The organism is Pseudomonas sp. PHC1, from assembly GCF_046487845.1.
Taxonomy (GTDB): domain Bacteria; phylum Pseudomonadota; class Gammaproteobacteria; order Pseudomonadales; family Pseudomonadaceae; genus Aquipseudomonas; species Aquipseudomonas sputi.
In genome coordinates, this window is sequence record NZ_JBJXHJ010000022.1 from 15,960 (window position 1) to 30,364 (window position 14,405).

General features: G+C 59.2%; 12 protein-coding genes. 10 read left to right on the top strand and 2 right to left on the bottom strand.

Going from position 1 to position 14,405, the window contains the following annotated elements:
- Positions 1–18 precede the first annotated feature (18 nt).
- A complete protein-coding gene (locus tag ACKJSM_RS22940) occupies positions 19–2,721 on the bottom strand; it encodes a [protein-PII] uridylyltransferase (protein ID WP_236178329.1) in 2,703 nt (900 codons plus the stop codon).
- 40 nt (positions 2,722–2,761) lie between these two features.
- Positions 2,762–3,544, bottom strand: coding sequence for a type I methionyl aminopeptidase (gene map, locus ACKJSM_RS22945; RefSeq protein ID WP_236178330.1), 783 nt, complete (start codon positions 3,542–3,544; stop codon positions 2,762–2,764).
- Positions 3,545–3,918: 374 nt separating this feature from the next.
- Between map and rpsB the strand changes: the two genes are divergently transcribed.
- The 10 genes from rpsB (at position 3,919) to ACKJSM_RS22995 (ending at position 14,402) form a co-directional block, all read left to right on the top strand.
- Positions 3,919–4,656, top strand: coding sequence for a 30S ribosomal protein S2 (rpsB, locus tag ACKJSM_RS22950; protein WP_008052780.1), 738 nt, complete (start codon positions 3,919–3,921; stop codon positions 4,654–4,656).
- 190 nt (positions 4,657–4,846) lie between these two features.
- Entirely contained in the window at positions 4,847–5,710 is an 864-nt protein-coding gene (tsf, locus tag ACKJSM_RS22955; RefSeq protein WP_236178331.1) for a translation elongation factor Ts, read from the top strand.
- 211 nt (positions 5,711–5,921) lie between these two features.
- Positions 5,922–6,665 (top strand): UMP kinase, encoded by a 744-nt coding sequence (gene pyrH / locus ACKJSM_RS22960; RefSeq protein ID WP_011332683.1) that lies wholly within the window; start codon positions 5,922–5,924, stop codon positions 6,663–6,665.
- Entirely contained in the window at positions 6,662–7,219 is a 558-nt protein-coding gene (frr, locus tag ACKJSM_RS22965; protein WP_011332684.1) for a ribosome recycling factor, read from the top strand. The genes pyrH and frr overlap by 4 nt, the downstream gene beginning before the upstream one ends.
- Before the next feature lie 14 nt (positions 7,220–7,233).
- Positions 7,234–7,989, top strand: a complete 756-nt coding sequence (gene uppS, locus ACKJSM_RS22970) for a polyprenyl diphosphate synthase (protein ID WP_236178333.1) — start codon at positions 7,234–7,236, stop codon at positions 7,987–7,989.
- On the top strand, positions 7,989–8,795 hold the full coding sequence (locus ACKJSM_RS22975; protein ID WP_236178334.1) for a phosphatidate cytidylyltransferase: 807 nt from the start codon (positions 7,989–7,991) through the stop codon (positions 8,793–8,795). Before uppS ends, ACKJSM_RS22975 begins: the two co-directional genes overlap by 1 nt.
- Entirely contained in the window at positions 8,792–9,982 is a 1,191-nt protein-coding gene (gene ispC / locus ACKJSM_RS22980) for a 1-deoxy-D-xylulose-5-phosphate reductoisomerase (protein ID WP_410238958.1), read from the top strand. Before ACKJSM_RS22975 ends, ispC begins: the two co-directional genes overlap by 4 nt.
- A 53-nt stretch (positions 9,983–10,035) precedes the next feature.
- Positions 10,036–11,388, top strand: a complete 1,353-nt coding sequence (rseP, locus tag ACKJSM_RS22985; protein ID WP_236178336.1) for a sigma E protease regulator RseP — start codon at positions 10,036–10,038, stop codon at positions 11,386–11,388.
- 74 nt (positions 11,389–11,462) lie between these two features.
- Positions 11,463–13,853: an outer membrane protein assembly factor BamA gene (bamA, locus tag ACKJSM_RS22990; RefSeq protein WP_236178337.1), complete on the top strand. Its 2,391-nt coding sequence runs from the start codon at positions 11,463–11,465 to the stop codon at positions 13,851–13,853.
- A 45-nt stretch (positions 13,854–13,898) separates the two neighbouring features.
- Positions 13,899–14,402, top strand: a complete 504-nt coding sequence (locus ACKJSM_RS22995) for an OmpH family outer membrane protein (protein WP_003222140.1) — start codon at positions 13,899–13,901, stop codon at positions 14,400–14,402.
- The last annotated feature ends 3 nt before the right edge of the window (positions 14,403–14,405 follow it).

The window sequence follows — 14,405 nt, forward strand, 5'->3', positions numbered from 1 at the left end:
TTGAATCCGGGCGCGCAATCAAATGCTGATGCGCGACAGTTTGATATCGGGTTCCTGATTGACGCTCAACTGTTCGACGATGGCATCTTGCAAACGGCTGCATAGCAGCGGGTCGGACAGCGGTTGATTGTGGGCGTCGGTGATGAAGAACACGTCTTCCACCCGCTCGCCCAGGGTGGCGATCTTGGCGTTCTGCAGCGACAGGTCGAACTCGAGGAAAATCCCGCCGACCCGTGCCAGCAGGCCCGGACGATCGGGTGCCGTGAGTTCCAGCACCGTCACTGGGCGCTGTGCGTCGTTGTGGATCGTCACTTGCGGGGCGAACGCGAAATGCTTGAGCTGGCGCGGCACCCGACGCTGGATGATCGTCGGGTAGTCGGCGGGGTTGCGCAGCGCTTCGGTCAGGCCCTCGCGAATCTGCTTGACCCGGACCGGGTTGTCGCCGATCGAGTCGCCATCGGTGTCGAGCACGATGTAGGTGTCGAGGGTGAACTGGCTGCTGGACGTGATGACCCGGGCGTCGTGAATGTTCAGGTTGAGCTGGTCCATCGCGGCCACGGTCACGGCAAAGAAGTCGTGCTGGTCCGGTGCATAGATGAAGATCTGCGTGCCGCCCTCGAATTCGCGCTGGGTGGTTTCCTTGATCAGCACCAGCGGACCGCCGTCGGCCGGTTGCTGGAGAATGGCGTCGGTGTGCCAGGCCACGTCGCCGGCGGTGTGACGCAGGAAGTAGTCGTCGCCCAGCTGCGCCCACAACTGCTCGACGTCGTCCGGGTCTGTGCCGCCGCGTACCAGGATATCCAGCGCCGCACTCTGGGTCTGGCGGATCTGCTCTTCGCGATCCACCGGATTCTCCAGGCCACGGCGCAGGGCACGCTTGGTCTCGGTGTAGAGCTGGCGCAACAGGCTGGCGCGCCACGAGTTCCACAGGGTCGGGTTGGTCGCATTGATGTCGGCCACGGTCAGCACGTACAGGTAGTCGAGACGGGTTTCGTCGCCGACCGCCAGCGCGAAGTCATGGATGACCTGCGGGTCGGACAAATCCTTGCGCTGGGCGGTGGTCGACATCACCAGGTGGTTCTGCACCAGCCAGACGATCAGGCGACTGTCCCACACCGGCAGTTGATGGCGCTGGCAGAACGCCTCGGCATCCACCGCGCCGATTTCCGAGTGATCGCCATGCCGGCCCTTGCCGATGTCGTGGTACAGGCCCGCCATATAAATGAGTTCAGGCTTGGGCAGTTTCGCCATGAGCTTGGCGGCCAGCGGGAATTTCTCCGACACCTGGGTGTACTGCAATTTGCGCAGGTGCTTGATCAGGTTCAGCGTGTGCGCATCGACCGTATAGATGTGGAACAGGTCGTGCTGCATCTGCCCGACGATGAAGCCGAATTCCGGCAGATAGCGCCCGAGAATGCCGTAGCGGTTCATCCGCCGCAGGTTGCGGTGGATGCCGATCTTGCATTTGAACAGCTCGATGAACAGGCTGGTGTTGCGGATGTCGTTGCGGAAGTTGTCGTCGATCAGGTGACGATTTTCCCGCAGCAGACGAATGGTGTCGGCGCGTACGCCTTTGATTTCCGGCTGCTGGGCCATCAACACGAAGATCTCGAGCATGGCGAACGGCGTGCGGCGGAACACATTGTCGTTGCGCGCCTCGATGTAGCCGTCGTGCAGTTGGAAGCGCGAGTTGATCGGCTGTGGCGGCGCTTCGTCTTCCGGGGCGAGGATGACTTCCTCGAAATGCTGGATGATCAGGTCGCTGAGCTGGGCGATGCTCATCACCACGCGGAAATACTGCTGCATGAAGTTTTCGACGGCCTGTTTGGCGTCGTCGCCTTCAAATCCCAGCAGCCCGGCGATGGTGCGCTGGTGATCGAACAGCAGGCGGTCCTCGGAGCGACCGGCGAGCATGTGCAGGGCGTAACGCACCTTCCAGAGGAATTCCTGGGAGGACGCCAGCAGGGCGTTTTCACTCTCGACCAGAAACCCTTCCCCGGCCAGGGCGCGCAGGTTCAGGGTGCCGTACTGACGACGGGCCACCCACAGAATCGTCTGGATATCCCGCAGTCCGCCGGGCGAGCCTTTGACGTTGGGTTCCAGGTTGTATTCGGTGTCGTTGTACTTGTGGTGGCGAGCCTTCTGCTCGGCGCGCTTGGCCAGGAAGAACTCCTTGCTCGGCCACATGTGTGCGGTGCTGGTGACGTCGAGCATGCGCTGGCGCAAGCGCTCGGGGCCGCAGATGGTGCGGCTTTCCATCAGGTTGGTGACCACCGTCAGGTCAGCACGGGCCTCTTCGGCGCACTCGTCGACCGAGCGAACGCTCTGACCGACTTCCAGGCCGATGTCCCACAGCAGCGTCAGAAAACGCTCGATGGAATCACGGAAGATTTCGTGGTCGGCGCTGTCCAGCAGGATCAACAGGTCGATGTCGGAATAGGGGTGCAATTCGCCGCGACCGTAGCCGCCGACCGCGACCAGCGCGATGTCGGCGTCTTCGCTCCAGTCGAACTGTTCCCAGGCCTTTTGCAGGATGTTGTCGACGAACCAGGCCCGGTCTTCGATCAGTCGCCGGATATCACGACCGGCGCGAAAGCGCGCATCGAGCACTTCGCGGGCCTGGCGAATCGCCTTCTTGAACGCCGCGATGGGACTCGCTTTCAGGGCCAGTTCAGCCTGGAACTGGCCGCGGTCGAAGAGTTCGGGATCCACCTGCGGCATCGATTGGCTTTCCTTCTATAGGCTGGGAACGGTGTGGGGATCAGGCCGAGATGCGCGGGATCGTGTCGTCGCTGCGCAGGGTGAAAATCTCGTAGCCGGTCTCGGTGACAAGCAAAGTGTGTTCCCACTGTGCCGACAGCTTGCGATCCTTGGTGATCGCGGTCCAGCCGTCGCCCAGTACTTTGGTGTCGGCCTTGCCCTGGTTGATCATCGGCTCGATGGTGAAGGTCATGCCGGCCTTCAGTTCCATGCCGGTGCCGGCACGGCCGTAGTGCAGGATCTGCGGCTCTTCGTGGAAGACCTTGCCGATACCGTGGCCACAGAACTCGCGAACCACCGAGAAACCGTTCTTTTCCGCGTGCTTCTGGATGATTTCGCCGATGTCACCGAGGCGGCAGCCAGGTTTGACGATTTCGATCGCCTTGTACATGCATTCCTGGGTGACCTGCGACAGGCGCTCGGCCCAGACCGGCACGGTGCCGACGTGGAACATGCGGCTGGTGTCGCCGTGGTAGCCGTCCTTGATCACCGTCACGTCGATGTTCAGGGTGTCGCCGTTTTTCAACGGTTTGTCGTTCGGAATGCCGTGGCAGACCACGTGGTTGATCGAGGTGCAGATCGACTTCGGGTAGCCCTTGTAGTTGAGCGGGGCGGGGATGGCCTGTTGCACGTTGACAATGTAGTCGTGGCAGATCTGGTTCAGTTCATCGGTGGTCACGCCCGGCTTGACGTGCTCGGCAATCATTTCCAGCACATCGGCGGCCAGTTTGCCGGCGACACGCATGCCAGCGATGTCCTCGGGGGTTTTGAGGGTGACGGTCATACAGGCTCTCTCTGCGCTCGACGGCGCTTGCTGATACGAACAGGGGCGCGGCTGTTGATTGTGCGGCCCCGAAAAACGCGATTCTAACAGACCAAAGGCGCAAAACCGCGCCTGCGTGCATCGCTTCTCTCTATACAATGCGGTGCATCGTCCCGATTCCAAGGGGCTGGCGCGCATGTCCCTGACGCGATTGCAGATTCCGGGTTCCGTTTGCGTCGTCCCTGTGGTATAAAATGCGCCGCTTTCCGGGGATAGCTCCGGGAGCACTAACCCACACACGTGTCGACACGATGGCCTGGGTGCCTTTGATCCTCGGATCAATGGTTGGTCATTGGGATACGTGGAGGCCCAACCCGACTTATCAAGGAACTATCATGTCCCAAGTCAACATGCGCGATATGCTGAAGGCCGGTGTGCACTTCGGTCACCAAACCCGTTACTGGAATCCGAAAATGGGCAAGTACATTTTCGGCGCGCGTAACAAGATTCACATCATCAACCTTGAAAAAACCCTGCCAATGTTCAACGAAGCTCTGACTTTCGTAGAGCGTCTGGCCCAGGGCAAAAACAAGATTCTGTTCGTTGGCACCAAGCGCTCCGCTGGCAAGATCGTTGCTGAAGAAGCAGCACGTTGCGGTTCGCCGTACGTCGATCACCGCTGGTTGGGCGGCATGCTGACCAACTTCAAGACCATCCGTGCTTCCATCAAGCGTCTGCGTGACCTTGAAGTACAAGCCGAAGACGGTACTTTCGCCAAGCTGACCAAGAAAGAAGCGCTGATGCGCACTCGTGATCTTGAGAAGCTGGATCGCTCCCTGGGCGGCATCAAGGACATGGGCGGTCTGCCAGACGCACTGTTCGTGATCGACGTTGACCACGAGCGCATCGCGATCACCGAAGCCAACAAGCTGGGCATCCCGGTCATCGGCGTTGTCGATACCAACAGCAGCCCGGAAGGCGTTGACTACATCATCCCAGGCAACGATGACGCAATCCGCGCTATCCAGCTGTACATGGGCTCGATGGCTGACGCAGTGATCCGCGGTCGCAACAACGTTGCTGGCGGCACTGTAGAATTCGCAGCTGAAGAAACTCAGGCTGCAGCTGAGTAATTGACGCCCTGGCGTTGACTCAGTAAGCAAAAAGGGGGCTTGGCCCCCTTTTTGCCACCTCGAAAACCATTTGTCGGCAGCGCAGCTACAGCAGCTGTAACGTGCAGCGGCTACAAGGTGGTTCGGGAAGAATTGAACGCCCGTTCGATCGGGTGGAATGGTTGAAAACCTATCCAAGAGGAATTTGAAAATGGCAGCAATTACTGCAGCGTTGGTCAAAGAACTGCGCGAGCGTACCGGCGAAGGCATGATGGATTGCAAGAAAGCCCTGGAAAAGGCTGGCGGCGACATCGAAAAAGCCATTGATGACATGCGTGCTTCGGGCGCCATCAAGGCTGCCAAGAAAGCTGGCAACGTTGCCGCTGAAGGCGCTATCGCCATCAAGGACGACGGCAAGGCCGCCGTTCTGATCGAAGTCAACTCGCAGACCGACTTCCTGGCTCTGCAGGACGACTTCAAAAACTTCGTTGCTGCCAGCGTTGACAAAGCATTCGCTGACAAGCTGACCGACGCAGCTCCGCTGATCGCTTCTCAAGAAGCCGCTCGCGAAGCACTGGTTGCCAAAGTCGGCGAGAACGTCAACATCCGTCGCCTGGTGCGCGTAGAAGGCGACGTAGTCGGCACCTACCTGCACGGCAACAAGATCGGTGTTGCTGTTGTCCTGAAAGGCGGTGACGTCGAGCTGGCCAAAGACATCGCGATGCACGTTGCTGCAAGCAACCCTGAGTTCCTGCTGCCTTCGCAAGTCTCCGCGGAAGCGATCGAGCGTGAAAAGGCTGTGTTCCTGCAGCTGAACGAAGAAAAAATCAAAGGCAAGCCAGAAAACATTGTTGAGAACATGGTCAAGGGCCGTATCAGCAAGTTCCTGGCGGAAGCGAGCCTGGTTGAGCAGGCGTTCGTCAAGAACCCTGAAATCAAGGTTGGCGAGCTGGCCAAGAAAGGCGGCGCTGAAATCGTTTCCTTCACCTACTTCAAAGTAGGCGAAGGCATCGAGAAGCCGGTCGACAACTTCGCTGAAGAAGTTGCTGCCCAGCTGGCTGCCGCCAAGCAATAAGACGGTTTTTCAACTGTCGCCCGAAAGAGGCTGCCCGCTCACGCGCGCAGCCTCTTTTCAGATAGGGTTACCAATTTTTAATTGGTTTCCCCTTGGAACTGACTTACAAAGCCATGTTCCGATGGCGCTGAAGCAGCGCCAAGCTAGAGTGAACGCCAGCTGTAAACAGCTCGCAAAGAATTTTTAAAATACGCCGCAGGAGAGATTCGCAATGGCTCAGCAGGGCAGTGGTTATCAGGCTCGCTATAAACGCATTCTACTCAAGCTTAGCGGCGAGGCCCTGATGGGCTCGGAAGAGTTCGGGATCGATCCGAAAGTGCTGGATCGCATGGCGCTGGAAGTCGGCCAACTGGTCGGCATCGGCGTTCAGGTCGGCCTGGTGATCGGCGGTGGTAACCTGTTCCGCGGTGAGGCACTGAGCAAGGCCGGCATGGATCGGGTCACCGGCGACCACATGGGCATGCTGGCTACTGTGATGAACGCCCTGGCCATGCGCGACGCGCTGGAACGTGCCAATATCTCCGCCATCGTGATGTCGGCCATCTCCATGGTCGGTGTGACCGATCACTATGACCGTCGCAAGGCCATGCGCCACCTGAACTCCAAGGACGTGGTGATTTTCGCGGCCGGCACCGGCAATCCGTTCTTTACCACGGATTCGGCAGCCTGCCTGCGCGCCATTGAAATCGACGCCGATGTCGTGCTCAAGGCGACCAAGGTCGATGGTGTCTACACTGCTGACCCGTTCAAAGACCCGCATGCCGAGAAGTTCGATCATCTGACATACGATGAAGTACTGGATCGCAAGCTGGGTGTAATGGATCTGACGGCTATCTGCCTGTGCCGCGATCACAAGATGCCGCTGCGCGTATTTAACATGAACAAGCCGGGCGCCCTGCTGAACATCGTGCATGGTGGCGCTGAAGGCACTCTGATCGAGGAAGTCCAGCAATGATCAACGAAATCAAGAAAGACGCCAAAGAGCGCATGACGAAGTCCGTCGAGTCCCTGGCTCACAACTTCGGTCGTATCCGCACTGGTCAGGCGCACCCAAGCATCCTGGAAGGCGTAATGGTGCCTTACTACGGCGCCGACACCCCGATCAAACAAGTGGCCAACATCACCGTCAAGGACGCCCGTACCCTGCAAGTCGTTGCGTTCGAGCGCAACATGCTGGGTGCCGTCGACAAGGCCATCGGCAGTGCAGGTCTGAATCTGAACCCGACCAACCTGGGTGAACTGCTGCTGATCAGCATGCCAGCCCTGACCGAAGAAACCCGTCGCGGTTTCACCAAGCAGGCGCGTGACGTAGCAGAAGACGCCCGTGTTGCCGTGCGCAACATCCGTCGTGATGCCAACAGCTCGTTGAAGGATCTGGTCAAGGAAAAGGAAATCAGCGAAGACGAAGAGCGTCGTGCCGCGGGCGAGATCGACGATCTGACCAAGAAGTTCGTGGCTGAAATCGACGCCAAGCTGGCTGAGAAAGAAAAAGACCTGATGGCCGTATAAGGGTCGAGCTTTAAATGGACAAGACCAAGCAGACTGCGCCGTCCACGGTGCCGCGCCATGTCGCGATCATCATGGATGGCAACAATCGCTGGGCGAAAAAACGCTTTATGCCGGGTGTCGCCGGGCATAAGGCGGGCGTGGACGCTGTGCGGGCGGTGATCGAGGTGTGCGCCGAGGCCAGGGTCGAAGTGCTGACCCTGTTCGCTTTTTCCAGTGAAAACTGGCAGCGCCCGGCCGATGAAGTCAGCGCCTTGATGGACCTGTTCTTCAAGGCATTGCGTCGCGAGGCCAAGCGCCTGAACGACAACAATATCAGTCTGCGCATCATTGGAGACCGTACGCGGTTTCATCCGGAACTTCAGGCTGCCATGCGTGAAGCGGAAGCGATGACCGCCGGTGCCAACCGATTCATCCTGCAAATCGCTGCCAACTACGGCGGTCAGTGGGATATTGCGCAAGCGGCGCAGCGTCTGGCGCGTGAGGTTCAGGCCGGTCATCTGCGGCCGGAAGACATCACCCCGGATCTGCTGCAGACCTGTCTGGTCACCGGTGATCTGCCGTTACCCGACTTGTGCATTCGCACCGGTGGCGAGCACCGCATCAGCAACTTCCTTTTGTGGCAGTTGGCTTATGCCGAGTTGTACTTCTCCGACCTGTTCTGGCCGGACTTCAAACACGAAGCCATGCGCAATGCGCTGGCCGATTTCGCTTTGCGCCAGCGTCGCTTCGGTAAAACGAGCGAGCAGGTCGAAGCTGGAGCCCGGGTTTAATGCTTAAACAACGCATCATCACTGCACTGATTCTGTTGCCGATCGCCTTGGGCGGTTTTTTCCTGCTCGAAGGTTCCGGTTTTGCCCTGTTCATCGGGCTGGTCGTGAGTCTGGGGGCCTGGGAGTGGGCGCGTCTGGCCGGCTTCACCGCGCAGGCATTCCGTGTCAGCTACGCGGCGGTGGTCGCGCTGATGCTGTTCGTCATGTACATCCTGCCGGGGCTGGCGCCATGGGTATTGGGTGCATCAGTGATCTGGTGGGTGCTGGCGACCTGGCTGGTGCTGACGTACCCGCGCTCCAGCGAGCATTGGTCCAGCGCCGCCGCCAAGCTGGTGATCGGTCTGCTGATTCTGTTGCCGGCCTGGCAAGGGCTGGTGCTGATCAAGCAGTACCCGCTCGGTAACTGGCTCATCATGGCGGTGATGGTGCTGGTCTGGGGTGCTGACATCGGCGCGTATTTCTCCGGTCGTGCGTTCGGCAAGCGCAAACTGGCGCCGCAAGTCAGTCCCGGCAAAAGCTGGGAGGGCGTGTATGGCGGTCTGGCGTTAAGCCTGGTCATCACCACTTTGGTCGCGCTGTTTCGTGACTGGACGGTGGCGCAACTGTTCAAGGGCTTGATCGGTGCTGCGGTGATTGTCTTCATCTCGGTGGTGGGCGATCTGACCGAAAGCATGTTCAAGCGTCAGTCCGGCATCAAGGACAGCAGTAACCTCTTGCCCGGCCACGGTGGCGTGCTGGATCGCATCGACAGCCTGACAGCTGCGATCCCGGTCTTTGCGGTGTTGTTGTGGATGGCGGCATCGTGAGTCGCCCGCAGCAGATTACCGTCCTGGGCGCGACCGGTTCGATCGGTCTGAGCACCCTGGATGTCATCGCCCGGCATCCGGAGCGTTATCAGGCTTTCGCCCTGAGCGGTTTTACCCGTCTGAGCGAACTGTTTGCCCTGTGTGTCCGTCATCTTCCTAAATATGCAGTAGTGCCGGAGGCCGGCGCCGCTCGCAACCTGCAGGACGATTTACGAGCCGCGGGCCTGCCGACGCAGGTGCTGGTCGGCGAAGAAGGATTGTGTCAGGTCGCTGCGGCACCCGAGGTGGATGCCGTCATGGCCGCCATCGTCGGCGCTGCCGGCCTGCGCCCGACTCTCGCGGCAGTCGAGGCGGGCAAGAAGATTCTTCTGGCCAACAAGGAAGCGCTGGTCATGTCCGGCGCCTTGTTCATGCAGGCCGTGCGCAAGAGTGGTTCTGTCCTGTTGCCGATCGACAGCGAACACAACGCGATTTTCCAGTGCATGCCGCAGGACTTTGCTCGCGGGTTGAGCAACGTTGGAGTTCGTCGGATTTTGCTCACGGCCTCCGGTGGCCCGTTCCGACAGACGCCGATGGCCGAGCTGGCGCATGTTTCACCCGATCAGGCCTGCGCACACCCGAACTGGTCCATGGGACGCAAGATTTCGGTGGATTCGGCCAGCATGATGAACAAGGGGCTCGAATTGATCGAGGCCTGCTGGTTGTTCGATGCCAGACCTTCGCAAGTCGAAGTGGTGATTCATCCGCAGAGTGTGATTCATTCGCTGGTCGATTATGTGGACGGGTCGGTGCTGGCGCAGTTGGGCAATCCCGACATGCGCACACCGATTGCCAATGCATTGGCCTGGCCCGAGCGCATTGACTCGGGCGTGGCGCCGCTGGATCTGTTCGCTGTGGCGCGCCTGGATTTCGAAGCGCCCGACGAAGAGCGTTTCCCGTGCCTGCGTCTGGCACGGCAGGCTGCCGAGGCGGGAAACAGTGCCCCGGCCATGCTCAACGCGGCGAATGAAGTGGCGGTTGCCGCGTTTCTCGACGGACGGGTTCGCTACCTGGAAATCGCGAGTATCATCGAGGAAGTCTTGAATCTCGAGCCTGTGGTGGCGCTGGATGATCTCGATGCGGTGTTCGCCGCTGATGCAACCGCCCGGGCATTGGCCGGGCAGTGGTTGAGTCGTCACGGCCGCTAGGTCTTGCAATACATGGCTTCACGCGGCACTGGACAGGATTGCGGAGAAAGTAGATGAGCGCGCTCTATATGATTGCCGGCACCCTGATCGCTTTGGGTGTGCTGGTCACCTTTCACGAATTCGGCCACTTCTGGGTCGCGCGTCGCTGTGGCGTCAAGGTTCTGCGTTTCTCCGTGGGCTTCGGCATGCCGCTGCTGCGCTGGCACGACAAGCAGGGGACCGAGTTCGTGGTGGCGGCCATTCCGTTGGGTGGCTACGTCAAGATGCTCGATGAGCGCGAAGGTGAAGTGCCGGCCGATCAGCTTCATCAGTCATTCAATCGCAAGTCCGTGCGTCAGCGCATCGCCATCGTCGCGGCGGGTCCTGTGGCCAACTTCCTGCTCGCGCTGGTGTTCTTCTGGGTGCTGGCCATGCTCGGCAGCGAGCAGATTCGCCCGGTGATCGGCTCGGTGGAGTCCGGCAGCATCGCCGCGACCGCAGGGCTGAGCGCCGGTCAGGAAATCGTCGCGATCGACGGTGAGCCGACCTCGGGTTGGGCAGCGGTCAATTTGCAGCTGGTGCGGCGCCTGGGGGAAAGTGGTTCCTTGCAGGTACTGGTGCGTGAGCAGGGCTCTACGGCTGACTCGCCTCGTGAGCTGGCGCTCGATAAATGGCTCAAGGGGGCCGACGAGCCGGATCCGATTCGCTCCCTCGGTATTCGCCCTTGGCGCCCGGCATTGCCGCCGGTGCTGGCCGAACTTGATCCGAAAGGCCCGGCCCAGACAGCCGGGCTGAAAACCGGTGATCGTCTGTTGACGCTGGATGGCAAGGCGCTGGACGACTGGCAGCAGGTGGTCGACACCGTTCGTACGCGTCCTGATACCAAAATCGTGCTGCGCGTCGAGCGCGACGGTGTTCAAATCGACGTCCCTGTGACATTGGCTGCGCGTGGCGATAAAAAGTCGCCAAGCGGTTACCTGGGGGCAGGTGTCAAGGCTGTCGACTGGCCGCCGGAGATGATTCGCGAGGTCAGTTACGGGCCTTTGGCGGCTATTGGCGAGGGCGCCCGTCGTACCTGGACCATGAGCGTCCTGACGCTGGATTCACTGAAGAAAATGCTCTTCGGCGAGCTCTCGGTAAAAAACTTGAGTGGACCGATAACCATTGCTAAAGTGGCGGGCGCTTCTGCCCAGTCGGGCGTCGCTGATTTCCTGAATTTCCTTGCTTATCTGAGTATTAGCCTGGGGGTTCTGAATTTGCTGCCCATTCCTGTACTGGATGGGGGGCATTTGTTGTTTTATCTGATCGAGTGGGCGCGTGGTCGTCCCTTGTCGGATCGGGTGCAAGGTTGGGGGATACAGATCGGTATCAGCTTGGTGGTCGGAGTGATGTTGCTTGCTCTGGTCAACGATCTGGGTCGTCTGTAACGCTTCGCTGAATTGCGAATCTGCCGCATTTTGCGGCAGTTTGTTTATTGCCAGTTGGAATAAGAAAGGACTTCATGAAACGTCTGCTGCTAACTGCGGTTCTCACCGTATTGATGATCGCCGAAGTTCACGCCGAGTCCTTCACTATCTCTGATATTCGCGTCAATGGCCTCCAGCGGGTCTCCGCGGGTAGCGTCTTTGGTGCCTTGCCGTTGAACGTCGGCGAGCAGGCGGATGATCGTCGCCTGGTGGAATCCACTCGTGCGCTGTTCAAAACCGGTTTCTTTCAAGATATCCAGCTGGGCCGCGAAGGCAACGTTCTGGTGATCACTGTCGTCGAACGTCCCTCGGTCGCCAGCATCGAGATCGAAGGCAACAAGGCGATCTCCACCGAAGACCTGATGAAAGGCCTCAAGCAGTCCGGTCTGGCCGAAGGCGAGATCTTCCAGCGCGCGACCCTCGAAGGCGTGCGTAACGAGCTGCAACGTCAATACGTTGCACAAGGTCGTTACTCGGCGACTGTCGATACCGAAGTGGTCTCGCAGCCGCGCAACCGTGTCGGCCTTAAAGTGAAGATCAATGAAGGCACCGTCGCTGCCATTCAGCACATCAACGTGGTGGGCAACACGGTTTTCCCCGAGGAAGACCTGACCGACCTGTTCGAACTGAAGACCACCAACTGGCTGTCATTCTTCAAGAACGACGACAAGTACGCCCGTGAAAAGCTGTCCGGTGACCTGGAGCGTCTGCGTTCCTACTACCTCGACCGTGGCTATATCAACATGGATATCGCTTCGACCCAGGTGTCCATCACCCCGGACAAGAAGCACGTCTACATCACCGTCAACGTCAACGAAGGCGAGAAGTACACCGTTCGCGACGTCAAACTCAGCGGTGACCTGAAAGTCCCTGAAGACCAGGTCAAGTCGCTGTTGCTGGTGCAGAAAGGTCAGGTGTTCTCGCGCAAGCTGATGACCACCACTTCCGAACTGATCACCCGTCGTTTGGGTAACGAGGGGTACACCTTCGCCAACGTCAACGGCGTGCCACAACCGCACGACGAAGATCACACCGTCGATATCCTGTTTGCCGTCGATCCGGGCAAGCGTGCCTACGTCAACCGCATCAACTTCCGTGGCAACACCAAGTCCGAGGACGAAGTGCTGCGTCGTGAAATGCGTCAGATGGAAGGTGGCTGGGCTTCGACTTACCTGATCGACCAGTCCAAGACTCGTCTGGAGCGTCTGGGCTTCTTTAAAGAAGTCAACGTCGAGACCCCGGCTGTGCCAGGTGTCGATGACCAGGTTGACGTGAACTACAGCGTTGAAGAGCAGGCTTCCGGTTCGATCACCGCCAGCGTCGGTTTCGCCCAGAGTGCTGGTCTGATCCTCGGTGGTTCGATCACCCAGAACAACTTCCTCGGTACCGGTAACCGCGTCAGCGTCGGCCTGACCCGCAGCGAATACCAGAGCCGCTACAACTTCGGCTACGTTGACCCCTACTGGACCGCCGATGGCGTGAGCCTGGGTTACAACGCGTTCTACCGCACCACCGACTACAAAGACCTCGACGTCGACGTAGCGAGCTATGCGGTGGACAGCCTGGGTGCCGGCGTGAACGTGGGCTACCCGATCAGCGAGACTTCGCGTCTGACCTTCGGTCTGTCCGCTCAGCAGGACAAGATCAAGACCGGTCAGTACACCGTTGACGAGATTTTCGACTTCGTTAAGAAGGAAGGTGATAACTACCTGAACTTCAAGGCTTCGGCCGGCTGGTCCGAGTCGACCCTGAACAAAGGTGTATTGCCAACCCGTGGCCGTTCCCAGAGTCTGACGCTGGAAACCACCATTCCAGGCAGCGACCTGTCGTTCTACAAACTCGACTATCGTGGTCAGTTGTTCCAGCCGATCAGCGAAAACTACACGCTGCGTCTGCACACCGAGCTGGGTTATGGCGATGGTTATGGTTCGACCGACGGCTTGCCGTTCTATGAAAACTACTATGCTGGTGGTTTCAACTCGGTACGTGGCTTTAAAGACAGCACGCTGGGCCCGCGCAGTACCCCTAGCCGTGGCGTGGGTGTGACCGGTAACGCAGGTACGCTTGCCGACCCGGATCAGGATCCGCTGCCGTTCGGTGGCAACGTTTTGATCCAGGGTGGTGTCGAGGTGTTGTTCCCGCTGCCATTCGTCAAGGATCAGCGTTCCCTGCGCACTTCGGTATTCTGGGATGTGGGTAACGTATTCGACTCCAAGTGCGAGAAGACCACCAACGCGACTGTCGGCTCGACTTCTGCCACCCAATGCAACGACATCAGTCTGAGCAACATGGCCAGCTCCGTCGGTGTCGGCGTGACCTGGGTCACCGCACTGGGCCCGCTGAGCTTTGCACTGGCGATGCCGATCAAGAAACCGGATGAAGCTGAAACTCAAGTGTTCCAATTCTCCCTGGGCCAGACGTTCTAAGCGTCTGACCCAAGACAACGACAATGGATTTTGTAGGAGTGCATCGTGCGTAAGTTGACTCAATTGGTTCTCCTGGCCTCCGTGCTGGTGGCAGGCCCGGCATTTGCCGACATGAAAATCGCCGTTCTGAACTATCAGATGGCCTTGCTGGAATCCGACGCGGCCAAGAAGTACGCCGTGGATGCCGAGAAGAAGTTCGGCCCACAGCTGACCAAGCTCAAGACCCTGGAAAGCAGCGCCAAGGGCATTCAGGATCGTCTGATGGCCGGTGGCGACAAGATGCAGCAAGGCGAGCGCGAGCGTCTGGAGCTTGAGTTCAAGCAAAAGGCGCGTGACTTCCAGTTCCAGTCCAAGGAACTGAACGAAGCCAAGGCTGTTGCCGACCGCGAAATGCTCAAGCAACTGAAGCCGAAACTGGATAGCGCAGTGGAAGAAGTCATCAAGAAAGGTGGTTTTGACCTGGTGTTCGAGCGTGGCGCAGTGATCGATGTCAAACCTCAGTACGACATCACGCGCCAGGTCATCGAGCGCATGAATCAGCTGAAGTAACCC

Bases quoted from the DNA above. Each gene is read 5' to 3' on its own strand.
- ACKJSM_RS22940 (WP_236178329.1), bottom strand. From the start codon at position 2,721: ATGCCGCAGGTGGATCCCGAACTCTTCGACCGCGGCCAGTTCCAGGCT.
- map (WP_236178330.1), bottom strand. From the start codon at position 3,544: ATGACCGTCACCCTCAAAACCCCCGAGGACATCGCTGGCATGCGTGTC.
- rpsB (WP_008052780.1), top strand. From the start codon at position 3,919: ATGTCCCAAGTCAACATGCGCGATATGCTGAAGGCCGGTGTGCACTTC.
- tsf (WP_236178331.1), top strand. From the start codon at position 4,847: ATGGCAGCAATTACTGCAGCGTTGGTCAAAGAACTGCGCGAGCGTACC.
- pyrH (WP_011332683.1), top strand. From the start codon at position 5,922: ATGGCTCAGCAGGGCAGTGGTTATCAGGCTCGCTATAAACGCATTCTA.
- frr (WP_011332684.1), top strand. From the start codon at position 6,662: ATGATCAACGAAATCAAGAAAGACGCCAAAGAGCGCATGACGAAGTCC.
- uppS (WP_236178333.1), top strand. From the start codon at position 7,234: ATGGACAAGACCAAGCAGACTGCGCCGTCCACGGTGCCGCGCCATGTC.
- ACKJSM_RS22975 (WP_236178334.1), top strand. From the start codon at position 7,989: ATGCTTAAACAACGCATCATCACTGCACTGATTCTGTTGCCGATCGCC.
- rseP (WP_236178336.1), top strand. From the start codon at position 10,036: ATGAGCGCGCTCTATATGATTGCCGGCACCCTGATCGCTTTGGGTGTG.
- bamA (WP_236178337.1), top strand. From the start codon at position 11,463: ATGAAACGTCTGCTGCTAACTGCGGTTCTCACCGTATTGATGATCGCC.